This window comes from Algoriphagus sp. SE2, assembly GCF_039563885.1.
Lineage (GTDB): Bacteria > Bacteroidota > Bacteroidia > Cytophagales > Cyclobacteriaceae > Algoriphagus.
Window position 1 is genome coordinate 224,094 of record NZ_JBCLWJ010000001.1, and the last position, 25,747, is coordinate 249,840.

Here is a 25,747-nt window from a genome sequence, read left to right on the forward strand (position 1 = left end):
AAGAACTTATGCTTTTTGTTTTTCTTTTTCTCTCCAAAGTCTCCACCAAGGAGTACCTGGCGAATCATGATGCTCATAGTGATAACCGAAAAAATAACAAGAAATGAAAGCCCATAAATGATTTTTAGATTGAGTTTTGGAATGGTGAATGTTGTCACTCTCACCGCGGTGAGGAAGGTATGTGCCAAAATAAAAGAGCTGAAATGTTGACAGTATTGCAGGCAGCATCCAGAAAACAATCAGGTTTTCAACAGGCAGAAACAACTTCAAAATATTGAAAGTAACAGCCATTAATAATAGTTGCCAGATACTCAGATATTGTTTGATAAAACTAAAATACCATAAGAAAAAGTTATCAGAATGATGATAATCCGGGTCTTTATCAGAGGCTACAAAACGATGGTGTTCGTGGTGTTTTGGAAATAATTTCCAATAGAAATTAAAGGAAAATAAAAGTGCTGCAAAAACACCAATTAAATTGTTTACAATTTTATTTGATGAAACCAAACTATGCATGGCATCATGGGCTGTAATAAATAGGCCGGTATAAAGATGCATTTGAATGAGAATTGCAATATATACCAGGGGATTACTCCAGTTAATTTCTGTTCCCAACAAATATGTGAGAAAAACGAACCAAGTAATTATAATCCCAAATGCAATCAATACGCCTTTAGGGTCAATTTGAGATTTTGAGGATGTGATTTTTCCTGCATTCATTACTGCAAGCACGTTGAGTTCTTTCAAAAAGTCAAGACCTTTTCTCGAACTTGTTCCATCAGCCACATGGGAGTCGAAGTCGCTCCACATATACCGATCGTTTCATTATTGTTAAACCAATCTGACTCTATCTGTTCTGCATTTGATACGAAAAAAGTATTTGGGTTCTTCTCTTTACAAACATTGTATAGAACTTTTCCATTGGATGATTTAGTTCCACTTACAAATATGATTTTATCAAAACGTTCGGCGAATGCTCTTAGTTCTTTATCCCTATTTGATACTTGTCTGCATATCGTATCATTTGTATTAACAGAAATCCCATTATTTTTTAAAATCTCATTGATTTCATAGAATTTATCTGTGCTTTTTGTGGTCTGACTATAAAGCGTAATGTTCTTTGGCAGAGTGGCAAGATCCAACTCAGATATATCTTGAAAAACCACAGCTTTATTACTTGTCTGACCTAAAAGTCCAATTACTTCTGCATGCCCATGTTTTCCATAAATATAGATTGTCTCATCTTTATCAAATGAATTTTTAATCCTGTTTTGCAACTTCAATACAACAGGACAACTTGCATCAATTAAAGTGAGATTATTCTTTATAGCCAACTCATAGGTTGAAGGCGGTTCTCCATGCGCTCTTATTAAAACTTTTTGATCATTTAAGGTTTTTAGCTCTTCGTGATTGATAATCTTCAATCCTTTTTGAGTTAGCCTATTTACCTCTTCATCATTATGAACAATATCCCCTAAACAATACAAGTATCCTTGTTCATCAAGGATCTCCTCCGCCATTTCAATGGCATAGACAACACCGAAGCAAAAGCCTGAATGATCATCAATATGTACTTCTAGGTTTTTCATAGCCTTTTAACTTTCAAGAGATTGAATTGTTTGTTGGCTCCTAAATCTTTCAAAGAAAGAAACGTTCATCAACAATAATGTCATTGAATAAATAGTATCCTCTATAGGAACAGTCCATATTCGGATTCCCAGATTTTCTAAATTATTATATATTACTACTGGCTCTTTAGTAAGCCCTCCAGTTAATACCCCATTGCAAAGAATGAAAGGAATCAAATGGACTAGATATGCAAATAAGAATTTTCCTAAATACCTGTCATTGAACACCAGAAAATGAACCGCTAAAGCAATAGCTCCTACAAAAAAGTTAACAGAAGTGTACCATTTATCCAAATGCATTAACCCAAATCCAATGAGTAGGGGTACCATGACATAGACAAAAGGCTTTCCAAAATCTTTCAACGGATCTTTAGGAAAGAAGTAGTTAAGAACCTCATATATAAAAACGCAAGCGAAAGGTACAGTAAAGAAAAAGAGCCATTCTTCTAAAGGCAATTCAAAAAAATAAATACCTAAAATATATCTTGGGTTGAATTCCCAAACACCCATTACAGTAAACCAGTGATCCCAGATCAAAAAGAAAGCTCCAGTTATTAAAATTGCGGGAAATAGTGAGCCCCATTTAGTGGCAAACTTAATTCTTGATTCAAAGGACCGAATCAAGGGAAATGAAATTGCAAAAATATTGACACCTAAGTATAAATACTTTTCCATGTTACGAAATTCCTAATTTATTTACGAAATACGTTCCTATAAGGAGTGAAATTTTCTTGGAGTTTGGAATTCGAATTCTAGTTCTGGTAATCGTCTCTGCAGGTAATCCTTTTATTTTATCAAATAGCTTTTGATAATAGAGATATGCCACTTTTACTCCCAGTTTCGCTCCATCGGGTAATTGCTCAATTCCAACTAATGAATCATCAAAATCCTTTTGGATATCTTCTTCAATATGTTTCTTGATAATCTTATCAAAATGATTGAAGTCAACCCCGGGAAAATATACTCTTCCCCTTTCCTCATAATCACTTTTTATATCTCTTAGGAAATTAACTTTTTGAAATGCTGCCCCCAATTTACATGCTGGTCCTTTCAACCTTTCATATTCGGCATCATCCCCTTCACAGAATACCTTCAAACACATCAATCCGACAACTTCCGCAGAACCATAAATATATTCATGGTATTTACTATCATCATAGGTCTTAAAATCAAGATCCATTTCCATGCTGTGTAGAAAGGCTTCTATCAAATCAAGACCAATCTTATACTTATTGACGATCAACTGAAAGGCATGCAATACTGGATTTAGAGAAATACCTGCCTCAATCGACTCATAAGTGTCTTTTTTAAATCTTGCCAATAGTTTCTCTTTGTCTTGATCATGAAAAGTGTCAACAATTTCATCCGCATACCGAACAAAGCCATAAATTGCATAGACGGGCATGTGGAATTTATGATCTAGCGTTTTAATGCCCAAGGTAAAGCTTGTACTGTATCTTTGTGTGATCAGTCTGCTACATTCAAAGGTTGTTTGATCAAATAGCTCTCTTGGGTTCATCACGTTTAATATATCGATTATTCACTAAATATTTTCCTTTATTACTTCATTGGCAACAACCTGTCCAGAAATTAAGGATGGAGGTACCCCTGGACCAGGAACAGTTAATTGTCCAGTATAATACAAGTTAGAAACTTTCTTGTTTTTTAGGGAAGGTTTCAAAATTGCAGTTTGTGTCAATGTATTGGCCAAACCATAAGCATTCCCTTTGTAAGCATGATAATCTGACTTAAAGTCACTGTGTGCATAGGACCTTTTGAAAATGATATGAGAACGGATCTCTTGATCTGTAATTTTCTCAAGTCTATCCATGATGATGTGAAAATATTTTTCCCTCAATTCCTCCGAGTCCTCCAAATCCGGTGCAAGTGGGATTAATAAAAACATATTCTCCATTCCTTCAGGAGCCACAGTGTTATCTGTAATCGAAGGAACTGATACATAGAACAATGGCTTTTCTGGCCATCTCGGATTGGTATAAATCGCATCTGCATGAGGCCCAAGCGGCTCGTCAAAAAACAGATTATGATGACGAAGATTCTTTACGCGCTTGTCAATTCCCAAATAAAACAACAAACTTGAGGGAGCCATGACCCGCTTATCCCAATATTCTTCTGAATAGTTACTGTAATTTGGATTAATCAAATGCTTATCCACATGGTGATAATCTGCCCCAGCAATTACAACATCAGCTTCAATCTTATCCCCTGAAATAAGTCTAACTCTTTTCGCTTTTCCATTTTCAATTTCAATTTCTTCCACTTCAGAGTTATACAGGAATTTCACTCCTTTTTCTTCTGCAAGACTAACCATCCCCTTGATTATTTCATGCATTCCCTTTTTTGGATACCAAGTCCCCAATGCGATATCGGCATAGTTCATAAGGCTATACAAAGCAGGAATATTCTCCGCAGTCTCCCCTAGAAATAAAACAGGAAACTCCATCAACCGGATGATCTTATCAGATTTGAAAAATTTACGAACATGCTTTGCCATGGATTGAAAAATATCCATTCGTAGCATGTCTACCAGCAAGGAAGGAGAAGTAAACTCAAATAGAGACCTACTTGGTTTGGTTACAAGATCGTGAATGCCTACTTGATATTTATAAGCTGCTTGCTTCAAAAAAAGATCTAGCTGATTTCCCGCACCAGGTTCTATTTCATGCAGCATTTGCTTGAACTCAGCTAAATCCGCAGGAATATCCAGAATATCTCCTTCCCCATAAATGACAGCATAAGAGGGATCCAGACGAATTAGATCGTAATAATCAGAAGGCTTTTTATCAAAAGCTGCAAAATACTTTTCAAAAACATCCGGCATCCAGTACCAACTTGGTCCCATATCAAAAACAAACCCCTGATGATTGAACTTTCTAGCTCTTCCACCCGGGGATTCGTTTTTTTCAACTAATGTGACCCTGAAATTTTTTGATGCCAAATGCGTAGCTGCTGATAGGCCGGCAAAACCCGAACCTATTACTATCGCATGTTTCTGGGACATAGAATCAATTTTTATGCTTGTAAACCATCAAATCTTCTTTGAGCTGCTTACGGGCAATATGAATTCTATTCTTCACAGTTCCAATAGGAATCTGTAATTTTTCCGCAATTTCATGATATTTAAAACCTCTATAATGCATTAAGAAAGGAGTCTTGAATACGTCATCTAATTTTTCAATAGATTCATAAATATCATCCATTGCCAAATTTCCGAACACACCATTCTCAATTTGAACATTGCTTGAATTGATATAATGTAGATTATCCGTCGTATCCACAAATGTTCCTCTTCTCACCATTTTTTGATAATTGGTGATAAAGGTATTCTTCATTATGGTATAAAGCCATGCTTTCAAATTAGTTCCTTCCGCAAATTTATCTCTATTGGTAAAAGCTTTTACCATTGTATCCTGAAGTAAATCATTTGCATCATCGATGTCTCTTGTCAACTTCATAGCAAATGGTTTCAAAGAACTTGAAAGGTTATTTAAAGAGTAACTAAATTCTAGAGTCGTCATGGCTAATTGTTTTTTGTTTAATCAAACCTAATGTTCTTTAAACAAATTTCCAAGCTTTTGTTTAAGTAAATTTGTATATAATTAAACAAAAATGGATAAACGGTAGATTTTAAGCCTTTAAAGGAGGTTTTTAAGCATAAAAAAAGCATTTCCTAGGAAATGCTTTTGTTTAACATATATGCTATTTTGATAAACTATTTCTCAATGAAGACTTGCTCCATCTCTTCTAAAACATCTTTAATGTCTCTTATATATGTAAACTGTTTCACATTGGGACCCAAAGTCAAATCCTGGCCAACCACTTGGTAGCCGGAAACATAAATCTCAGATTTTAAAAATTTGTTAGAGAGTAAATCGATATATTCCTGAGCTGTTCTTCCTCCAGGAAGAGTCGTCATCACCGTAAGGATATAATCTGGCTCTAATAGGTCGTAAACAGCTTCTACATCTTTAAATGGAGTGCTTTGCCCCAAATAGATTACTTTATGACCTTTGCTTTTGATTAAATAGGTTGCGAAAAGCAGAGATATCTCATGTAATTCTCCTTCGGGCAAAAACAAGAGGAATTTCTTTCCTGTGCCAGTGGAGATCTGTCCGTCTATCGCCACAATCAATTTTTGTCGGACCAGATTAGAAATAAAATGCTCTTGGGCCGGGTTTACTGCTCCCGTCTGCCAAAGCAATCCAATTTTAGAGAGAAACGGGTAGATGATATTGAGCATAGTTTGCTCAAATCCAAGTTTAATAATATTGGTGGTGAGGATTTTATCAAATCGATCCTCATCCATCTCGATCATGCAAATGGTCAATGCATGGACTTGATCGTCATGGGTTAATGATCTATCGGTAAGACTCATAACTTCCTCCTGTATCGATTCACTAGACATAGAGGCAATCTTACTTATCTTAAATCCATTATCATATAACAAAGAGACGTTGAGAATTAATTTTAAATCCTCATCGTCATAATATCTGATATTGGACTCTGTCCTTTTAGGTTTTAGCAGATCATATCGTTGCTCCCAAATGCGGAGTGTATGTGCTTTTATTCCTGATAATTGCTCTAAGTCCTTTATTGAATACGTGCTCACTTTTTCTCCTCTTTAAAATATTCCCTAGGTACGACAAACAAACCAAAAGAAACCGCATCGTCTTTTTTATTCGTACGATGATGAGCCTGATGGGCTTTAAAAATGCCTCTTAAAAAGGCATTCTTTGGTTTTTGAAACCATTTTATTCTTCTATGAATCAAAACATCATGAAGAAAGAAATACAAAATTCCATATAAACTGATTCCAACTCCGAGCCAAAACCGATAGTCAAATTCATCGACTCCAAGAAATATCAAAATCAAAGCGATACTTCCAAATAGCAATGAAAAAAGGTCATTCAATTCAAATGCGTATTTATTTGGTTGATGATGCGTCTTATGAATCATCCAAAGAGGGCCATGCATTAAATACTTATGAATAGCCCATCCTGAGAATTCCATCAAAGCAAAACCTAAAACGGTGAAACAAATAGCTAGAATCATTTTAAGACAACTTTAAAGCTTCCTAATTGTTCTTAAACTTCATTTTGAAATCGTTAGATATCCAACGTAAAATTCAAAACAGCAAAGAAGAGAATCATAGATATCAATAGAAAAGTCGCCAAAGGGTTAAACTTTTCAAAAATTATTTTTCGATACAGCAAATGAATCAAAAAGGAAACTCCAAACCACCCCAAATAGTTTTCAAATGGGATAATATCAAACTTCCAATACCACATATCCAAAGCTGTAGCCACGGGTTCCATTACATAATCAAAGGCTGTCATGGCCGCAGCCCCCATAAATGCCGCATAATAATCATTGGTAATACTTCTAGAAAAAACCGAGCCAGTTAAGTAAACCAAAATAAACCAGTTGACCCCAATCACTAATGGTACCTCCCAAAGCTTAGGCCCCAAGGTGGGTCCATACACGTAATCTCCGTACAAATAACCGGTATGAATCCCTATTAGCTCTGAACCAAATCCAATCCAAAAAGCCAGTGCTCCAAATATTGGAAACAAATCTGTCCAACCTCTATGGAAAAAAAGAATCAAACCAAGAGTCACTAATAACTGGGCAGGTGTCAGATCTTGAAAAAAAACTCTATACTCAGGAATACTTAATCCTATAGCCCCCACCAGATACAATGCAACGACAATGATTTTGGCAATTAGTAAACGTTTATCCTGTGCTTCGGGTGGAGCTTGGGCAACTTTATGCATAAAATCGGGAGCTTTGGTAAGGGTAAATTCAGTTTTTAGCTTTGGGATTCCTAACTTTGAATTCTTAATTCTGTTTGCAAAAAAACGAAATTCCATCCAAATACCTTCTATTATGATCCTTTACAACATCACTTTTACGGTCAATAACGAAATAGAAGAGGATTTTGTCCAATGGATGAAAGACACGCATATCCCGGATATTTTTGCAACGGGTCTATTTTTAGAACATAAATTTTTCAGGCTATTGAATAGTCCAGATGATAGTGTGACCAATTACAGCTTGCAGTTCTTCACTGAAAACACCCAAAAACTCATTGAATACGAAAGCCGTTTTGCACAAGCCCTGAGATATGAGACACAGGCAAGATATGGCGAGAAAGCCATTCCTTTCCGAACATTGATGGAATTGGTGAAGTAATTTCAGCAGGAAGCTTGCCTACCGGAGGTTGGTTTTTAGTCTCTGTAGGCAGTAACTCTGAAAGGCTGAAAATTAATTTTTAGATATGTTAACTAAAATTTTTGATGTGTATTAACTATTTTCCTTTCTAAACTAAATAGAATGCGGAAACTACTCTTACTTTTTTGTCTGCCTTCATTTTTTCCCTGTGGAAAGTCCAAGGACTCAAAATCACCTAATGCCGATAATTCCCTAGCAAATCTAACTTTCTCAATCGACACACTAGTAGTCAATCCCGGTAAAGAAATCATTGATTTATCGAATCATCTTAGATTGGCAGATATCAGTAAAGATCGAAAAAAGCTCTTTTTGTTTACTGAAAGTGACAACCAACTTTCAGTCATAAACCTAGACCAACTGAATCTAGAAAAAAAAATTCCTTACGAACAGGAAGGTCCTAATGGAGTAGGGAGTTTCCTGTGGAATTTGGACCGCATTTCTGATGAAAAGTTCTATTTGATGAGTTTCAATACTGCTGCGATTTTTGATTTTAAAGGCATTAAACATGAGACAATCAATCTCGAAGAAGAGGACCTCCAAGGCATCAAAGATAAAACCCTCCAAAATAATCGGCTAAAGGTAACCGAAGATTTGAAATGGTACAATACGGTGCCAGGTTCGGATTTTGATAAGCAAGACCAGCCAGTCGAGCTTGCAATAATCAATAGAGAAAGCAAAGAAGGAAGGCTTTACCCAATGCCTACCTTGGACAAAACACAAGCATATAAAGTTATTCTTAGCGATGGCCCTATGATGCAGGTATATGCAGAAGAGTTTTTTCTATCCGAGTTTTTCGATAAGTTATTTGTCACCTCCTCAGTGACAAGTGATATCTATATGATCGAACCAAAAAGTGACTCATTAGTACGCTATTCTTATGAGCTAAAACAAACTCCTAAAGAGAAAACCGAACCTCCTACTAGAAATGAATTCACAGAAAGAGAAGGCTGGCGGGAAGAAGTCAATAAAATACATTCACAAATCACTTTTGGAGAATTGGTCTGGGATGAAAGCAGGAAGTGTTTTTTTCGGTTTGCCAATTTCCTCAAACCAAGTCTTTCTGAAGATATCCCATCCAAAAGGCAAGTCTTCCTATTAGCCTTTGACGAAAACCTAACTCTTATCGGAGAAACAGAATTTGAAGACTTAGAGGAGTTCCCCGAATTTCCTTTCTTCAAAGACGGAAACCTCTACTCTTACGTTAATGTCGAAGACGAGCTGGGCTACGCAGTATTCACTTTTGATTTTTAAAACCAACTATGAAAAACCTTTTACCAATTCTACTCCTCCTTGTTCTCTTCTCCTCCTGCGGGGGGACGGATACAGCCCAAAACAGTGGCTCTGAAAATATTCTGGAAAACTTTAGCTTTACTACCGATACGGTGGTCGTAAACCCTGGAGAGGAAATAATCAATCTTTCCCGAGGTGTGCGCAACGGGTCACTGGATGAATCCAAAACCTATTTTTATCTTTTTGATGAAGTGACTGCTCAGATGAATAAAATTAATTTGGATCAATTGATCCTTGAGGAACAGATTTCCTTCGAAAAAGAAGGCCCAAACGGTGTTGGAGCTAATTATATTACTACATCCCGCTATCTTCCAGGCGAGGAGTTTCTTTTCGCCAACTTCCAAAATACCGGTATTTTTAATAGAAATGGGGAAAAAGTACAGGACCTAACGTTAAAGCCTGGAGATATACAAGTAGAGGGTTTGAGTGAGAATGCTGAATATAATTTAACAAATCAAATCGTGTTTTCCCCTGATAGAAAATGGATGTATTCCCTCCCCGGAGATTTTATGGAGGGTACAAACCAACTTGCCAAAATAAAATTAGAAAGTAAAAGTGGAAATGTCATTCCCATACCTGCACTTGACAAGGTTGGAGATTATCGCATTTTGCTCCAATCAGATGAGATTATGTCTATTTATGTAGAGGAGCTATTTTTACAGCAAATTGAAGATAGTTACTTTCTCTCTGGAGGCACAGTCAATTCTATCTATCGATTTGAAATTGGTCAAGACTCATTGAAGCTGTTTGAATTTGACTTTTCTATCGTCCCAAATGAAAAGGAAATCCCCGTAAACAACAAAGTCTCATCTCAGAAAGAATTCGAATCAGAAATGAAAAAAGCCCGAGGCCAGATCGGCTTTGATAAGCTGCTATTCGATGAGAACACCAAACGCTTCTATCGCTTTGGGAGGATTTATGAAACGAAAGGGGATGACCCTGATGCACCCTTAAAAGCCCAGGTTTTTCTTTTTGCTTTCGATGAAAACCTAAACCTGATCGGGGAAACTGAAATCCCCGAATTGGATAAAGTGCCGTCCAGTGCTTTCTTCAAAGACGGCAAGCTCTGGTCTTATGTGAATGTGGACGATGAATTGGGCTTTGCAGTATTTACTTTAAATTTTAACTAAACCAATTGTGAAAAAATTCTTTTATCTAACGGCTTTCGCAATTCTTTTGTCTTGCGGAGAAAGAAATTCAGAAACCGAATCAGCAAAATCTTTTGAGTTGACTTATGAAATAGATACTGTGATGGTAGATCCCGGAGATCATTTCTTTTTCTTAAACTGGGGATTAGGAATCTCTGATTTGACCCAAGACAATAAGTTGCTTTACAATCTCAATCCAGAATCACTTCTTTTGGAAGTGGTTGACATGGATAATTTGGCCTTGAAAGAAACCATTCAGCTGGAAAAAGAAGGCCCAAATGGAATAGGTGGTGGTTTTATTTCCAAACTTCAGGTACTCGGAAATGGCAATCTGGTACTTTTTGACTTCAATAAAATTGTAGAAATCAGCACTCGAGGTGAGTTGGTCAATAAATACGAGTTCGATCGAAACACATTAACTGGATACGAATTCGGCGAAACGGATGTCGTCAGTTATATGGGAACATTTTCACCGGATGGTAAAATCTATGTTGGAGAGTTGGAGGATGAAAGTTTCAGAAAACCAGCCAAAGGACTCGCAGTGATAGACCTTGAAAAAATGGAGGTGAATTTCGTTCCGACAGATGCTATTTCAAAACTGGACGAATTCCGGATCATGCTGGAAATGAATGGAAATGCTATGATGTCCATGGGAGAATCCTCCTATATGAACTTTATTAATGGTCAGTTAGTGCTAAGTAATACAGCCATGAATGAGGTCTATCTATACGATATTTCCAGAGATAGTTTGATGCATAAAACTTTCGAAGCTGGCCTGACTGGAAATGAGCGGATCAAAAACTTCCCAACGCAAGTAGATTCCCGTGAAGCTCTTTTTGATGCATCTAAAGAGAAATTAAAGCAGGTTAAATTTGGGCCGATGATCTTGCAAAAAGAAGAAAATCTTATTTGGAGATTTAGTACCGATATGGATCGTATGATCGCGGATTCGGTGGTGACAAAAGATGTGGTGACCTTTTTTGATCCTGATTATACGATGCTGAAGGAACAAACGGTAGAAAACCTAAGCAATTCAAGCACCCGGTTTTTCAAAGATGGAATGCTTTATAGTTTTTTAAATGTAGATGATGAACTGGCTTTTGTCAGACTAAAACCAACCATCGAAAAATGAACCGACTACTTCCTTTTCTTTTCCTATCCCTAATTTTAAGTTGCTCTACTAAAAAGGAAAAGGTGGAAGTAGTACCCAAAACATTTACAAACAATACGTTTGAATACACATTAGATACAGTTTTTATCGATTCGGGTGATTCCATGCCTTACCTCGATATGAATTTGGTTTCTTCGGATTATGTATCCTCAGAGGGCTTACTTTATAATTTAGACCCTGGGACAGGCCGAGTAGATGTCTATGATATTGACGCTCAAAAGCTAAAAAACCACATCCAATTTGAGGTGAATGGCCCAAACGGAATCAGGAAGTATTTTCCAACTGGAATTAAAAAAACCACCAATGGTGACCTGATCATCAGAGATTATTTTGAAGTCCTCAGAATGGGTGCCGATACTAAATTGAAAGATTCTTACCGCCTTCAAAACCATAAACTGAGTGGAGATAACCTTGGTGATAGTCAGGAGATCAATGGCATGGGCGAAATCTCGGAAGATGGATCTTTTTTTGCCAGTCATTATGGCTACTACCCCTCCAATGGTCGTATTCTTGGTTTAGCAAAAGTGGATTTAACTTCCAAATCCCTGAAATTGATTCCTGTGAATTTTAGAGATCAATCGGAAAAATTTTTGATCCGCTGGGAATATCGGGAGGGAAAAACAATGGTGGTTCCAGAATACAAATTCCTTACCCTCGACGGTCCTAACCTTATTGCCTCCAATTCCTACAAAAATGAACTCTGGTATTACGATGCAACAAAAGATTCTGTATATCACAGAATTTATAAAAGCAGTTTGATATCAAATGTAAAGCGAGGCAACTTTCCGAAGCAGGTTCGGTCTATGCAAGACTTAAACCTTGCCAAAAAAAGGAAATTCCAAGAGGTGGTCTTTGGGCCGATTATCAAGGATTCTAAAAATCGACGCTTCTATCGCTATAGCAGAGAAGTCCAGCAAGTTCCTGATGAAGGTGGCAGATACTTTAGATTTGTTTTATCTGTTTTTGATGCAAATCTTACTATCATCCATGAAGCAAAACTAGACTTGTCAGCTTTTATTCCTGGAGAGTATTTCGTCAATAAGACTTTTGTCCACAAAGACATGTTGTATACATTTTTGAATTTAAATAATCAGATCGCTTTTGTAAGACTCAAACCAAATTTTGAAAATGAATAAACACAATGTTTTTATTCATAGAGATTTCTCCCTCCGGTCGAAATGACCTAAAAGTATTTTGCCCCCTAATTCTCACGGATTAAAGTCGCAGATCTTAAATGATTTACTTCTGCGGACATCTGCGGGAACTTGCCAAAAGAGATTTCTCCCTGAAGTCGAAATGACCTGAACGATAACTCTGAATTAGAGATTTCTCCCTCCAGTCGAAATGACGCCGTCCAATTTAACTTTAGAATATGGACTTCTTATTATATATGTTCGACCCGAACACTGACACTGATCACTGCCTACTTTTTCAGCTTTCTCACTTGAGATTTCTGACTTAAGCCTTCTCACTTTCTAATCCAGCCTCGGTAGGCTCAGTTTATATTTCATAGCCAAAAACCGTATAATGATCACCAACGATATGGATATCAATAAATTAAAATCCCGATCTACTTCAAAATAATTCAACACCAAATACAAGACCGCACCTGCCAGACAGGCCGAAGCATATACTTCTTTCCGGAAAAGAATCGGGATTTCATTCGTTAACGTATCGCGGATCACTCCTCCCATCACTGCCGAAAACATACCCATAATTGCTGCTATCTCTGGTCTTACTCCAAGGCTCAATGCCTTCTCCACCCCCAAAATGGTAAATAAGCCAATTCCGAGCGTATCAAATAAAAATAGAGTCTTTCTTAATTTGCTCAGGAACTTAGGAAATAAAAAAGCAGCCATAATTCCCGCAAAAACAGCATATAATACGTTAACATCCGCTATCCAGACTAAAGGATAACTATCCAATAATATATCCCGCAGTGTTCCCCCTCCAATTGCCGTGATAAACCCAGTAAATCCAGCTCCAAAAATGTCATGTTCACGTTCACGGACTGCCAATGCTCCAGATATAGCAAAAACAAAGGTACCTACGAGTTCTAATCCGTATTGTAAATCCATGGAGTTTAATTTGGGTTTATCTGCTTCATATTTTGTACCATAAATAATCTTTAGTCATCTCGACCAAAGGGAGAGATCTATAATATGTTAATTGAGATTTCTCCCTCCGCTCGCTTCAGTCGAAATGACTCTATCTTCAATTTGCTCTATTTATTTTGTTGCTTTGCGCCTTTGCGGGAGCAAAACAAACTATTCCTTCCTCATTACAAAAACCCCCATTTCACGTTGGTCAAGCACCAAAACAGTCTTAGGTCCTTCCAGAAATTCCAATCCAAATTTCTTAAACTGATCCATATGCTCTTTGGTCAATACAAAACGCTCTGATCCATCTGGAAGTAAATATCTACTATTTCCCAAAGATTGCGATTGCTCCAAAATCTCTCCAAAACCGGTGCACATTCGAAACCATAAGGTTCCTCCAGGTTTTAAAACCCGCAGCATTTCCTGGATCATTTGCCAGAAATTCGCCTCGTCCTTCGCAAAATGAAGCACTGCCATGCAAATCACTGCATCAAAAGCTTCTTTGTGAAATGGAATGTCTTCCATCACTCCAACCTGAAACCTATGCGCATCATAAGCAGGATCCAGACTTTTGGATAAGTGCCGACAATATTGAATCGCGATTTCATTTTGGTCAATTCCATAAACCTGGTAACCTTCGTTGATAAAATAAACGGAATTTCGTCCTTCCCCACAGCCAGCATCGAGGATTTTCATGTCCTTGCTAAATCTTCCTTTTAAGATTTGATCAAGCAGATAAACATCAATATTACCGAGTAATTTATTCAGTTCTTTATAGTCCATTTTCCCATTTGTTTAGTGCCAACTTGGCCTTCTGTCTTCCAATTTCAATTAATTCTGCAGCCCTATGAAATTCCAGTGTTCCAGCTTGTTTTCTGGCGATTCGGATTTTGACATCCACCGGATACTGCTCAATAAGCAAGCTACAAAAACGATCCTGAAGTAAATCAAATGATCTTGTCATCAAATTAATTGAACTTAGTGAAGTTGATTTCTCCACTTTTTCCTGCTCCGGAAAATATTTCCTCATCTTCGTTCGATAATCCTTTAGCCATTTGGGTAAAGAAATAAATCGATGCCCCTCCGCATCTTTTTTTGGAGGAATAATCAATTCAGAATCAGGCCCATTCAATCCTACTACAACAACTTTATTTTCATGTGGCTTTTTCAAAAGTGAAATTGGAACAGGGTTTAAAACTCCTCCATCAATCAGTTCATATCTGTGATGCCTCGCAGGTTGAAAGACTGTTGGAATACTACCAGAAGCGCGAATAGCAGCATAAAGACTTCCTTCCCTAAATACTACTTCCTCCCCAGTTTTATAATCCACAGCATTGCATACAAAGGGAATTTCAAAATCTTCAATCTGACAATCTTTTACCACTTTTTTCAACGCATTATAAACCTTTTCCCCTTTGATAAATCCACGGCTGGAAAATGTAAAATCCATCAAGGAAAATACATCCACGCGATCCAAGTGGCAGATCCAATCTTTAAACTCTTCCAATTTCCCTGCCGCATACATTCCTCCCACCAAAGCCCCTGCTGAGCAACCGGCTATTTCGGCAATGTGATAGCCTCTTTTTTCCAACTCCTCAATGACTCCCACATGCGCTAATCCCCTTGCTCCACCGCTACTCAAAACCAAAGACACAGATTTTCTTTCTGACATTATTTTCAAGGAATAATAAACTAAATTGAAGCCGAAAATTTTAAACGAAAGTACGCATTATGAGTCAATTTAAACCCTTTCATTTGGCTTTCCCGATCAGGGATATTGAAGAGACCAGATCATTTTATGGAGATTTATTGGGCTGCGATATCGGCAGAAGTACTGACAAGTGGATTGACTTCAATTTCTTTGGTCATCAACTTTCCGCACATATCAAACCTGAGGAGCTAGCCCTTGCTAAAACAAATGCTGTGGACGGAAAAAATGTACCGGTAAGACACTTTGGGGCTATCTTACCATGGGAGGAATGGCATGAATTAGCTGATAAGTTAAAAGCTCACGGAATTGAATTTGTCATCGAGCCTTATATCCGTTTCAAGGGAGAGGTAGGAGAGCAGGCAACCATGTTTTTCTTGGATCCTTGCGGAAATGCCCTTGAATTTAAATCTTTTCAGGATCCATCACAGATCTTTGCCAAGTAAAAAAATAAGCTTTGAACATCTTTAACCTAGAACAAAAAATCGATCGGCTCATCGATTACCAAGGAAAAACCTACCGCTATTTCAGCGGTACTTCCTACTTGGGAATAGGAATGGTTCCGGAGTTCCAGGAAAAAATAGTGGAAGGGCTATGGCGCTACGGATTAAATCATGGCCAAAGCCGAGGCAATAATGTACGATTGGCAGTCTATGATGAATTTGAGGCTTTTTTTGCGGACTCCGCTCAAGCAGAGTCTAGCTTAGTAATGAGTTCAGGTTATTTGACAGGAACTGCTGCTTTACGGCTTTTAAAGAAAGAAGAATCCGAAATTTGGGTGGCCCCAGACACGCATCCTGCAATTCTCCCTCTGGATTTAGCTCCGAACCCACGTCAAAGTTTCGAAGATTGGAAAATTAAATGCTTAGAAAAAAGTGAGAATCTACCTCCACAAAAAATCCTGATTCTTGGAAATGCTGTTGATCCGCTCCAGAGTACAATTCACGACTACTCTTGGATAGCCAGAATTGGGACAAAGCATGACTTAACAATTTTAATTGACGATAGTCATGCTTTCGGAGTCATTGGAGAAAGTCTTTTTGGCACCTATTCAAAACTAAAAAAGCTCCCGGCAAAAGTGGTCGTATCTGGCTCAATCGGAAAAGGGCTCGGCTTACCTGCTGGAATTATTCTCTGCGATCGTGCTACCAAAGATGAAATCCTAAATCTTCCGATTTATGGTGGCGCTTCTCCTTGCTCTCCTGGATATTTACAGGCTTTTTTGGAGAGTCAGGACCTCTATTTAGCTCAGAAAAAGAAGTTATCCACAAATTGCGATTTGTTTTATCAGGAGACCATTAAATTAAACGGGATTCTGGGAAATCCAGAGTTCCCGGTATTTAACTATTTCGAAGAAACTTGGGTAGATAAATTGGAGCAAAGCGGATTTATTACTTCTTCCTTCCCTTATCCCACTGCAAAGGATCCAAGACTTAACCGGATTGTAATTTCAGGATTTCATCTAAAAAATGATTTGGAACTATTGATTGAAAAATTAATTGAACTGTCATCTACATAAATTTACTTCATGCGTACCTTCCTTTCAATAATACTTTTAATTCTACTCTTATCAGCTTGTCAAAAAAAAGAAATTGTTCCTTTTGAAGATGGATTAGATGACTTTCCGGTTTTACAAAAAGTCTTGAGCAACAAAGAGAAATATCAAGTTCAAATTCTTTATTCCCAAATTGACCGAAATGAACATGGAATCCCTTTGATGACCGATTATTCTTTCAACTTAGATGATAGTAAATACTTTTATCCTGCCAGCACAGTAAAATTACCCGTAGCGATCCTCTCTTTAGAATGGCTGGAGGAACAAAATATTGCAGGATTGGATGAAAATACCATCATGCTAACCGATTCCATCCATCCCTCTCAAGTACCAGCAAATGTGGATAACTCAGCCCTTGATTCTCTTCCCAGTATTGCACAATACATAAAAAAAATCCTTCTCGTTTCGGATAATGACGCGTATAACCGACTTTATGAACTCTTGGGACAAGATTACATCAATCAAAAATTAGCCTCTAAAGATCTGAATCACACGATAATAAATCATCGCCTTAGTTTTAATGCCAGTGCTGAAGAAAACCGAATGTTTAACCCGATTCGATTTGTGGATAAGTCTGGAAACCTAATTCATGAAGTTCCTGCAAGAAAAACCCAAGTGGTTTATTCCAATGCTGAAAAACCAGTCATCGGTAGTGCTTATTATAGCGGGGATTCATTGATAGAGCAGGGGATGGATTTTACTTTCAAGAACAAATTCGCAATCTCTGACCTTCATGGAGTGATACAAAGAATTACTTTCCCAATGGCCTTCCCAAATGCCCAGCGATTTAACCTGAATGATGCACATCGAAATCTCATTTTGAAATACATGAGCATGATGCCAGGAGAAAGTGATTTCCCAAGTTATCCACAGAACGAATACTGGGACACCTATTCTAAATTTTACTTGGACGGAAATGACAAAAGTTCCACCCGAAAAACTTTACGTCTCTTTAATAAAACTGGACAAGCTTATGGACATCTGATTGATGGAAGTTATTATGTTGATTTTGAAAATGGAGTAGAATTCTTTGTGACAGCAGTAATCTATGTAAATTCAGATGAAACCCTCAATGATGATGTCTACGAATACGATGAAATCGGATTTCCTTTTTTTGCTGAATTAGGGGACTATCTTTATTCAATTGAACTTGATCGGGAAAAAATGATCCCAGCAAATTTGAAAGACTTTAAGTTTAGTTATTAAATTTAGAAATGAGGTTTTTCAAAACATTTCTGAAAAAATTGGGCTTGGCCCTTGATTTATGCATTCCCCTTAGTCCTCTTTAATGAAGGGTACGTGTATCCAGAATTACGGTTCGATTTTGATTTCCTATCCGAATCCTAGACTTATTTTAGTTTTATTTTTCACGACACTTCCTGGAGTATTTGATGGTTTTTACTTTATCGGAAACCGAATTATTTGTATCAAAAAAATAAAGCTGATGAAATGACTGAGTAAAAGTGAATGAGGACACTAACTTTTTAAACAAAAAGCAAAACCTTCGTGAACCACAAACGATGGCCAAGGCACTTCAGGATCAATGATTAAAATTGATTAACCTTTGTATCCTCAGTGAAAAGCTTGGCTTACTTTGTGGTTTAAAAAACCATGAAGTCCTTTGAATAAACCTCTGCACGCGTTGCGGTTAAAGAAAAAATGCTAAACCCACTTCTCCATTTCGACCATCGGATGTGGATAAGTCTTTCCTAATTCTATTTTTAAGTCTTTTAGTTCAATTGTGGATAACTCGTTTGGTTGATGAATATCGAACCCGCCAATCGCAGCTAATTCCGGTATCCAAAAGCGCACGTAATCTCCATTTTTATCGTAGTTTTTCCCCTGGCGAAGAATATTAAAGTATCTATTTTCTCTCGGATCATTTCCCACTCCAGCTACATACATCCAATTTCCCCAATTAGAGCAAACATCATAATCCACCAACATACTTTCAAAATACATCGCTCCCCAAGTCCAATCAATCCCAAGATCATTTACAAGAAAACTCGCTACATTTTGTCTTCCTCTATTGGACATAAAGCCTGTTTGATTCAACTCCCGCATATTGGCATCTACAAAAGGCACTCCCGTCTTTCCTTCACACCAAAGTTTAAATTCATTTTGATTCCTACTCCAAGAATCCATTTGATTTTTAATTCCTGCTATTTGGAATATTTTAGATCCATGTTTTTTGCTGATAAAGCGAAAATAATCTCTCCAAATCAATTCGAAAATCAACCAATACGTGCTATCATTCTTTTTTCGCTCTTTTTCATATCGTTTTACTTCATAATAAATCGTTCTTGGAGAAATGCAACCTAATGCAAGCCAAGCTGAAAATCGAGAACTAAACTCCGTTCCAATAAGTCCATTCCTGGTTTGTTTGTAATTTCTTAACAAATCCTTTTCCCAAAAGTAGGATTGGACACGTCTCAATCCAGCACGTTCACCACCTTTGAAACCTAACGCCGAATTATTTGCCGAATTTTGACGCTCCAATCCAAACTGACTTAAATTTGGGATCTCCCCAGAACTGAAAATAACATCTGTTCCAGGATAGGGTATAGAAATAGGAGTAGGATATTCTTCTCTTATTTCAGACATTTTTTCTACTGACCTCCGGAATTGTGTAAATACTTCCGGTAATTGATTAACAGGAAATGGCAAATCATCTTTATGATAAAGAGTACTTTGCCAGAAACTTTCAGTAACAATGCCTTTGGCCCAAGCAGAGGCCTCTAATGAATTATCAACATTCCTTTCTTCTGCTGTTACTTCCTTAGAAAAATAGATGGCCTGTACCTCATATTTCTCTGCCAACTGAATAATTTCCTCCTCAGGTTTTCCTTGGAGGATAATCAAATCTGCTCCAAGATCTCTTAGGTTTTCACGCAAATCAGTTATTGATTCGATCAAAAACTTAGCCCTATGAAACCCTGTTTTTGGATTACCAAGTTCTGTCTTATCAAACATCCTCGGGTCAAAGCAAAAGATCGGCAAAACCTCTTTCCCACTTTGTAATGCCTTGTTTAAAGTAACATTATCTTTTACTCTCAAGTCATTACGAAACCAAACGATCACTCTATTGAACTTCATATTTTGCAAACTGCATGTTTAATCGAACTGTTTGCAGTTTCTTTGGAAAAATAAACTTCAGTTGTAGATTTAATTATTAAAGAGCACAACGAATAAAACTATCCCTGAAGATTCCTAATGAAAAATTCTAAAAGTTCTGTGAAAAAACAGAAAATCCCTTTCCATTATCGTTCTTTTTTTAACTTCTGGTTAGTAGTTATTCTTCCTTTGTGCATAGTCGCACTAGTAATTTCAAAGCTATATTATAATAATACAATAAATTTTGAGCCTTTAAAAGAGCTTAACACGTGGTTCTATTTTTTGATAATTCAGGTATTCGTATCATTTTTTTCTTACATCTGGGTTTATAGAACTAGATCAAAATCATTTCATAAATAACTCTTCGGCGGAAAACTTTATCTTGACCTAAGAAAATTTTAAAGGGGTAGATTTGGATAAAATACCTGTGTTCTATGAAATAATCATGGCTGAGCCAGAAGATTATGAAGCAAGAATGGAACTGCAATTGAAAAAATTAAGCCCAGGAGTGTATTTGATATTAGTTCATTTAGCTTTTGATGATGAACAGATGAATGCAGTGACTGCGGAACATGACACCTATAATAACCCTTGGAGGAAAGCAGATTTTGATTTCTTCACCAACTAAAAAACAATATCCCATTGATCGCAAGGAGAGAAATAGGAAAAATACTTTCGATAAAGATAAACCTTGAAAACTAAAACAATTCTAAAAAAAGTTTTTCTTTCGCTAGGAAGTATTTTCCTGTTTTATAGATCCTATGAGCTGATTATTAATTGGGAAAAGCTTCAAAGTTCAAATAATACTGAGGCAGTACTTTTCAGTATTCTAGCCAATTTATTTATTCTTGGATCTTTTGCATTGGCAGGATTTGCTTGGCCCACTTATTCCCTTTTACCGAGTAAGTACTACGAAATTAGATTTCCTAAACAAATACTAAAGTTCGGTAAACTTATAGGAGTACCTATATTTCAAAAATTCCTTTTAATGACTTTTTGGAGTAATAAAGATCAGCAAAAACGATATTTCAACGGAACAAAAACAGGGATTTTCAATTGGGTAAAAGAGTCAAAAATGTCGGAATTCGGTCATTTAATCCCCTTTTTCATCCTTGTTTTTTTAAGTATCTGGAGTCTTGGCTTGGGATTTTGGAAAATGTCCCTAATCAATCTGATATTGAATATTTTAGCAAACCTCTATCCAGTATTACTTCAAAGGACCCATAGGGCTAGGCTATCTCCTATATTAAAGAGGCTTAAAGATTCAACCAATAATTCAGCTTAAATACCAAAGAGCGCTGCTTTGGTGTGAAGCTTTCAGGAAAATAATTATCCGTATAAACCAAAAAGAAATCCGATACAGGAGCAAATCTCCATTGTAAACGTGTATTGATATTTAGATTATCGATTTGATTGTTGTATTGGATAAAAGTAGTCCAGAATAGTTTTTTGGTAAATGTAAGATCAATCCTTGGTCCGACTAAAAGCAAATCTGCATCGTTTTGTGGTTCAGGCAATCTAATTCTCGCATAATTAAAATTCATAGAGATATTAGCAATGTATCCCAATCTTAAGCCCATCTCACTTACAATCCTAAGAAAATCACCGGTGTAATACTCTCCTCCTTCTGCCTCCAACTTTATCAAAAATGGATTCCTTGGATTGCTACTATATTCAATTTGAAGTGTTTTAGTATTATAATCTGTTCCTGCAGGAAGCTTTTCACCTCCAGTACGGGTAGGGTCAAAATCCTGAAATAAATAAACGTAGCGGTTTCTTTGGGTCAGCGTTAAAGTTGAAAAGGAATTGAACTGGAAATTGTAACTCAGATTAATATCACGGTCAGTAGTACCAATTGCCTCATTCCATAATAATTCAAAATCTAATTTTGGACCATGACGGTTAATCAACTTTGAATTAGGATAAAACAAATAGGAAATATCTGGATTAACTCGCTTGTAATTTGTCCTTGGAACATACCCAACTTCAGGGTTAAAATCTTCTCCTATATCCCTATAACTTAAACTCCAGTTCCAATGAATATCATTGTACCGAATAAAAGAATTTAAGGAGTATGGTTTTTCCTTTTCTCCGGATTCAAAGGTACGATGGTAATAAGCATTTCCTGTCCATTTTCCGTCAGCTGAATTTAGATTATAATCTACACCAACTAATCTGTTATATTCTTCCGGATTAAATAGCGATTGATATTCATCCAAGGCAAGTGATTCCCGATCGACGAAAATGAATCCTATATTGGACCTCGTAAACAGCTTTTTTTGAAGTGCAAAAACAGAGAAATTTTTCCCGGTAATTCCAGCCTCTTCATCTGTGGCTGTTTGCATATTCATCAATCCAAGCCGCCAGTCATCATTGATTTTACCACTGAGTCTAGCACCATAAATAATTTTACTTTGAATGTTTTGACCCGTGGCAGAATCAATATCCACTCCAATTCTTCTAGAGAAAAATGGCCTCGATTGCCTAGTTCCGAAACTATCAAAAAGATCTGCATTTTCTAGGAAAAACTGTCTCCTTTCCGGAAAGAAAATTTCAAATCTATCCAGGTTTGTAACCTGTTGGTCTACCTCGACTTGAGAAAAATCTGGATTAAAAGTTAAGTCCAGGTTCATTGCAGGACCAATCCCAATTTTTGCATCTCCACCTACTGCAGGCACAAATTTTTCACTGGTGTTTTCAAGATAATTTTTAGAAGTTTTACCGGCCACATAAGGGATCAAAGAAATATTTGCTGAGGTTTTTCGAAGGGGCTCTTCAAATATTAACTTTCTATTAAACGCTGTCGAAATGATTGACAAATTTCTAGGAATAGGAGACCAGGTACTTCTCTCTCCTGTGTGACTGTCTATCCTGTAGAAATTAACATTCCAATTTTGGGCACCATCTTTAAATCGAATCGTAGAAAGAGGAATAATAGCCTCCACTTGCCAATGGGTATCTAAAATCTTAGCCTCTGCATACCATTTATTATCCCAAGCTAAACTTAAGTCTTCACTTCTTATCCCACCATTAGCCAACAAACCTTCTCTTTGAACTCCATATGGGTTTACCCCGAATTGGAAGGCATTCGTTTTATCATTAAAAGTGTCGAAAACAAAAGTAATTCCATCGTTTTGCTGACCACGGTAATCCCGCCTTAGAGAAGTAGAAACATATTCTCTGGGTTCGTTATTTTCCATAACCGCCGCGATGTATAGGTTATTTTCATCAAAAGCGATTTTAATCCTCGTATTGATTTCCGAAAGAGATGTATCCGAAGGAAAATATTGCATAAAATCTGTATTCCAACCTTCTGCATCTTGCCAGATTTCCTCATCCAATTCCCCGTCCAAAACTATTGGAGATGCCAATTTAAAAGCAAAGGCATTTTGGTTAGGTTTTCCCTGACCAAATATGCTAGTCGCAGTAACTAATATTATCAGAAATAATAAAATATAGTTTCGCATTATCATTGGATGAAGAACAAAAATATCGACCAACTATTAGATTCAGACTTTTATTATATCAATGGTAAAATTCTCGGATAGTATTTGAAAATACTTAAGCCAACTCGCCGTAGGCAGTGAGTATTAGATTTCTTTGAGAAGCATGTGTTCTAAATTCACAGAGATAAATTCCCTGCCAGATTCCCAAAGCCAATTGGCCAGAAGTGATTGGAATTTGGAGGCTTGAATCAAAGAAACTGGCTTTTATATGTGCCGGCATATCATCAGGCCCCTCGTAGGTATGAATAAATTTAGAGTAGGTTTCTGGAATCAAATCATTCACAAAAGTCTGAAAATCCCTCCTGACTGTTGGATCAGCATTTTCATTGATTGTCAATGCTGCGGAAGTGTGCTGAATAAAAACATGTAAGAAACCGGTTCTAATTTCTTTTATCTCTAGAAACTCATTCTCAATAAGATCTGTAATCAAATGATAACCAGCTCTAAATTTTGGTAGACGTACTTTTTTCTGGAAAAACTTACTCATTTCTAAAAATAAAGCCTATACGCTGAATAAAAAATAATCAGGTTTCTCTCCTTATTTTTTATCGAAAAACAACTTGGGTCCGTCGCAGGCATCCCAAGTACCTGTAAGCTGACCCTGACTATTGATGAAATAATCCTCTTCATCTTGCATGCAACTATGAATTAACAAACTATTCTTAGTGGAATAAAAAAATTTAAATCGAGTCAGTCCATCTTCCAAGCCTTTTTCATAGGACCCTTCAATTTCATAATCTCCCACAGTCTTAGTAAAACTTCCATCCGGTAAAAGAGAATAAACATAGGCAGAATCCTGAATACTGGTGTACTTCTTATCTCCAGAAATATTCACCTGATATCCAACCAAAGACCAAATCTGACTTTCTTCTCGAAGCTCTGGCATTTCATTGAAATTACATGAAAGCACCATTAAGGTTAATAAAGCAAAGATTGAAAATTTCTTCATGGATATTTATTAGAGTGATCTTATCCTGTGAATCAATTACTTTGCCAAGACAACAGCCTCTTAGTTAAGCTTTGTTTATTTCTTACTTTTATTGGCTTTTGGGTTAAATTTTAATGCGGCATCAACCCAAAATTCCCAAACTTCATCCATATCAAATCCTTCAGGATAAACAAAAACAAATCCTTTCATAGCCCGACCAGTGAATTCCATTGGAATGCAACCTGCCCTTTTCATACACATTTCCTGTGCATCTTCCCCAACCCGTACCATCAATCTATCTTTACCCGACTTTTTATCGCGATTTAGGCCCATAAACATTTTATCATCGACCATAAATACCATACCCCCCATCATTTTTTTGTTGGTAAAAATTACTCCTCGTTCCCTTAGGCTTTTGGAAAGTCGCTCGAATAAATATTCATCATAGGCCAATTTCTTGTTTAGATTTTTGAGATTGTGTTTTCTAAAACCCCAATACCGTCAATCCCAATTCTTACTAAATCTCCTTCACCGAGCGTGAAATCATCCGGAACAATTCCGGTGCCTGTCATCAGAAAACATCCTATCGGGAAAGTATTTGCTCTAAAAAGCCAATCTGCTAATTCCTGAGGCTTACGCTTCAATTGAGATAAATCAGTCTCTCCAGCGAAAGATAATTGGCCTCCACGGAAAATTTCCAGTCTTATTTTTGTATCATCTGAGGGTATTTCATCCTGCACTAAAATACAGGGGCCTATTGCGGCACAGCCATGATAAACTTTTGCCTGTGGTAAGTAAAGTGGATTTTCTCCTTCGATGCTTCTGCTACTCATGTCATTGCCTACGGTAAAACCTTGAATTCTACCGGAAGGAGAAATCAAAAGGGTAAGTTCAGGTTCAGGCACATCCCAAGTAGAATCTTTCCTAATATTCACTTTTCCTCCAGGGTGAGAAACTCTACTGGATGTGGCTTTAAAGAAAAGTTCTGGTCGGTCTGCAGCATAAACTTTATCATAAAAATCTGCTCCCCCAGCATCTTGACTTTCTTCCATTCTGGCAGTTCTACTGCGATAATAGGTTACTCCTGCAGCCCAGATTTCTTGGTCTCCCATTGGCGACAATAATCCGATCTCCATTAGTTTTTCAACCTCTTCAGTTCCTAAAAGCCTCCATCCCTTTGACTCAAAATTGAGGTATTCTTTTAAGTTTTCTCTTCCCAATAATTCATTCCAATGAAGACTGGGACCTAAAAAAAATTGATCACTTTTTTGAAGAAGAGTTCCTGATGGAAGCTTATAGATTTTCATAGGTTTTTGTGTTTTAGAAAAGGGAATTTAAGGAAAAGAAT

Annotated in this window: 28 protein-coding genes; 10 read left to right on the forward strand and 18 right to left on the reverse strand. The window is 36.9% G+C overall.

Annotated elements, in window-relative coordinates; translation table 11 throughout:
* Positions 1-6 precede the first annotated feature (6 nt).
* The 9 genes from AAGF08_RS00880 to AAGF08_RS00920 form a co-directional block, all read right to left on the reverse strand.
* The gene (locus AAGF08_RS00880) at positions 7-720 is read right to left on the reverse strand and encodes a fatty acid desaturase (RefSeq protein WP_343509284.1); all 714 of its coding nucleotides are present in this window, start codon (positions 718-720) and stop codon (positions 7-9) included.
* A 23-nt stretch (positions 721-743) separates the two neighbouring features.
* On the reverse strand, positions 744-1,589 hold the full coding sequence (locus AAGF08_RS00885) for a 4-hydroxy-3-methylbut-2-enyl diphosphate reductase (protein WP_343509001.1): 846 nt from the start codon (positions 1,587-1,589) through the stop codon (positions 744-746).
* 6 nt (positions 1,590-1,595) lie between these two features.
* Complete coding sequence (locus AAGF08_RS00890) at positions 1,596-2,303, reverse strand: lycopene cyclase domain-containing protein (protein WP_343509002.1); 708 nt, start codon at positions 2,301-2,303, stop codon at positions 1,596-1,598.
* A 1-nt stretch (position 2,304) separates the two neighbouring features.
* Positions 2,305-3,147 carry a phytoene/squalene synthase family protein gene (locus AAGF08_RS00895; protein WP_343509003.1) on the reverse strand — a complete coding sequence of 281 codons (843 nt, stop codon included), beginning with the start codon at positions 3,145-3,147 and terminating at the stop codon, positions 2,305-2,307.
* 24 nt (positions 3,148-3,171) lie between these two features.
* The gene (locus AAGF08_RS00900; RefSeq protein WP_343509004.1) at positions 3,172-4,650 is read right to left on the reverse strand and encodes a phytoene desaturase family protein; all 1,479 of its coding nucleotides are present in this window, start codon (positions 4,648-4,650) and stop codon (positions 3,172-3,174) included.
* Between the two features lie 4 nt (positions 4,651-4,654).
* Positions 4,655-5,167: an RNA polymerase sigma factor gene (locus tag AAGF08_RS00905; protein ID WP_343509005.1), complete on the reverse strand. Its 513-nt coding sequence runs from the start codon at positions 5,165-5,167 to the stop codon at positions 4,655-4,657.
* 194 nt (positions 5,168-5,361) lie between these two features.
* A complete protein-coding gene (locus tag AAGF08_RS00910) occupies positions 5,362-6,258 on the reverse strand; it encodes a MerR family transcriptional regulator (protein WP_343509006.1) in 897 nt (298 codons plus the stop codon).
* Positions 6,255-6,701, reverse strand: coding sequence for a sterol desaturase family protein (locus AAGF08_RS00915; RefSeq protein ID WP_343509007.1), 447 nt, complete (start codon positions 6,699-6,701; stop codon positions 6,255-6,257). Before AAGF08_RS00915 ends, AAGF08_RS00910 begins: the two co-directional genes overlap by 4 nt.
* Positions 6,702-6,754: 53 nt before the next feature.
* Positions 6,755-7,423, reverse strand: coding sequence for a carotenoid biosynthesis protein (locus tag AAGF08_RS00920; RefSeq protein WP_343509008.1), 669 nt, complete (start codon positions 7,421-7,423; stop codon positions 6,755-6,757).
* Positions 7,424-7,535: 112 nt separating this feature from the next.
* On the opposite strand from AAGF08_RS00920, the gene AAGF08_RS00925 reads away from it, so the two are divergent.
* From AAGF08_RS00925 to AAGF08_RS00945, 5 genes are all read left to right on the forward strand, one after another.
* Entirely contained in the window at positions 7,536-7,841 is a 306-nt protein-coding gene (locus tag AAGF08_RS00925) for a DUF4286 family protein (RefSeq protein ID WP_343509009.1), read from the forward strand.
* A gap of 141 nt (positions 7,842-7,982) precedes the next feature.
* Positions 7,983-9,131 (forward strand): DUF4221 family protein, encoded by a 1,149-nt coding sequence (locus AAGF08_RS00930; protein WP_343509010.1) that lies wholly within the window; start codon positions 7,983-7,985, stop codon positions 9,129-9,131.
* A gap of 8 nt (positions 9,132-9,139) precedes the next feature.
* Positions 9,140-10,300: a DUF4221 family protein gene (locus AAGF08_RS00935; RefSeq protein WP_343509011.1), complete on the forward strand. Its 1,161-nt coding sequence runs from the start codon at positions 9,140-9,142 to the stop codon at positions 10,298-10,300.
* Positions 10,301-10,307: 7 nt separating this feature from the next.
* Positions 10,308-11,450, forward strand: a complete 1,143-nt coding sequence (locus tag AAGF08_RS00940) for a DUF4221 domain-containing protein (protein ID WP_343509012.1) — start codon at positions 10,308-10,310, stop codon at positions 11,448-11,450.
* Positions 11,447-12,625 carry a DUF4221 domain-containing protein gene (locus AAGF08_RS00945; RefSeq protein ID WP_343509013.1) on the forward strand — a complete coding sequence of 393 codons (1,179 nt, stop codon included), beginning with the start codon at positions 11,447-11,449 and terminating at the stop codon, positions 12,623-12,625. Before AAGF08_RS00940 ends, AAGF08_RS00945 begins: the two co-directional genes overlap by 4 nt.
* A gap of 339 nt (positions 12,626-12,964) precedes the next feature.
* Here the strand turns inward: AAGF08_RS00945 and AAGF08_RS00950 are convergent, their stop codons facing one another.
* From AAGF08_RS00950 to AAGF08_RS00960, 3 genes are all read right to left on the reverse strand, one after another.
* The gene (locus AAGF08_RS00950) at positions 12,965-13,567 is read right to left on the reverse strand and encodes a trimeric intracellular cation channel family protein (RefSeq protein WP_343509014.1); all 603 of its coding nucleotides are present in this window, start codon (positions 13,565-13,567) and stop codon (positions 12,965-12,967) included.
* Between the two features lie 189 nt (positions 13,568-13,756).
* On the reverse strand, positions 13,757-14,371 hold the full coding sequence (locus tag AAGF08_RS00955) for a class I SAM-dependent methyltransferase (RefSeq protein ID WP_343509015.1): 615 nt from the start codon (positions 14,369-14,371) through the stop codon (positions 13,757-13,759).
* Entirely contained in the window at positions 14,361-15,260 is a 900-nt protein-coding gene (locus AAGF08_RS00960; RefSeq protein ID WP_343509016.1) for a patatin-like phospholipase family protein, read from the reverse strand. Before AAGF08_RS00960 ends, AAGF08_RS00955 begins: the two co-directional genes overlap by 11 nt.
* A gap of 59 nt (positions 15,261-15,319) precedes the next feature.
* Between AAGF08_RS00960 and AAGF08_RS00965 the strand changes: the two genes are divergently transcribed.
* Genes AAGF08_RS00965 through AAGF08_RS00975 form a run of 3 tightly spaced genes read left to right on the forward strand, consistent with a single transcriptional unit; the run spans position 15,320 to position 18,057 of the window.
* Positions 15,320-15,742, forward strand: a complete 423-nt coding sequence (locus tag AAGF08_RS00965; protein WP_343509017.1) for a VOC family protein — start codon at positions 15,320-15,322, stop codon at positions 15,740-15,742.
* Between the two features lie 11 nt (positions 15,743-15,753).
* Positions 15,754-16,815, forward strand: coding sequence for an aminotransferase class I/II-fold pyridoxal phosphate-dependent enzyme (locus AAGF08_RS00970; protein ID WP_343509018.1), 1,062 nt, complete (start codon positions 15,754-15,756; stop codon positions 16,813-16,815).
* A 9-nt stretch (positions 16,816-16,824) separates the two neighbouring features.
* On the forward strand, positions 16,825-18,057 hold the full coding sequence (locus AAGF08_RS00975) for a serine hydrolase (protein ID WP_343509019.1): 1,233 nt from the start codon (positions 16,825-16,827) through the stop codon (positions 18,055-18,057).
* Positions 18,058-18,513: 456 nt separating this feature from the next.
* Here AAGF08_RS00975 and AAGF08_RS00980 read toward each other — a convergent pair whose 3' ends face one another.
* The gene (locus AAGF08_RS00980) at positions 18,514-19,947 is read right to left on the reverse strand and encodes a DASH family cryptochrome (RefSeq protein WP_343509020.1); all 1,434 of its coding nucleotides are present in this window, start codon (positions 19,945-19,947) and stop codon (positions 18,514-18,516) included.
* Between the two features lie 463 nt (positions 19,948-20,410).
* On the opposite strand from AAGF08_RS00980, the gene AAGF08_RS00985 reads away from it, so the two are divergent.
* Complete coding sequence (locus AAGF08_RS00985; RefSeq protein WP_343509022.1) at positions 20,411-20,593, forward strand: hypothetical protein; 183 nt, start codon at positions 20,411-20,413, stop codon at positions 20,591-20,593.
* Positions 20,594-20,656: 63 nt separating this feature from the next.
* Entirely contained in the window at positions 20,657-21,250 is a 594-nt protein-coding gene (locus tag AAGF08_RS00990; RefSeq protein ID WP_343509024.1) for a hypothetical protein, read from the forward strand.
* On the opposite strand, the gene AAGF08_RS00995 is transcribed toward AAGF08_RS00990, so the two are convergent.
* The 5 genes from AAGF08_RS00995 to AAGF08_RS01015 form a co-directional block, all read right to left on the reverse strand.
* Entirely contained in the window at positions 21,222-23,432 is a 2,211-nt protein-coding gene (locus AAGF08_RS00995) for a DUF5916 domain-containing protein (protein ID WP_343509026.1), read from the reverse strand. The genes AAGF08_RS00990 and AAGF08_RS00995 overlap by 29 nt on opposite strands.
* Before the next feature lie 94 nt (positions 23,433-23,526).
* On the reverse strand, positions 23,527-23,958 hold the full coding sequence (locus AAGF08_RS01000; RefSeq protein ID WP_343509027.1) for a secondary thiamine-phosphate synthase enzyme YjbQ: 432 nt from the start codon (positions 23,956-23,958) through the stop codon (positions 23,527-23,529).
* A 51-nt stretch (positions 23,959-24,009) separates the two neighbouring features.
* A complete protein-coding gene (locus AAGF08_RS01005; RefSeq protein ID WP_343509028.1) occupies positions 24,010-24,420 on the reverse strand; it encodes a hypothetical protein in 411 nt (136 codons plus the stop codon).
* A 75-nt stretch (positions 24,421-24,495) separates the two neighbouring features.
* The gene (locus AAGF08_RS01010) at positions 24,496-24,852 is read right to left on the reverse strand and encodes a TfoX/Sxy family protein (protein WP_343509029.1); all 357 of its coding nucleotides are present in this window, start codon (positions 24,850-24,852) and stop codon (positions 24,496-24,498) included.
* A gap of 8 nt (positions 24,853-24,860) precedes the next feature.
* Positions 24,861-25,706, reverse strand: a complete 846-nt coding sequence (locus AAGF08_RS01015) for a fumarylacetoacetate hydrolase family protein (protein ID WP_343509030.1) — start codon at positions 25,704-25,706, stop codon at positions 24,861-24,863.
* Positions 25,707-25,747: the final 41 nt, after the last annotated feature.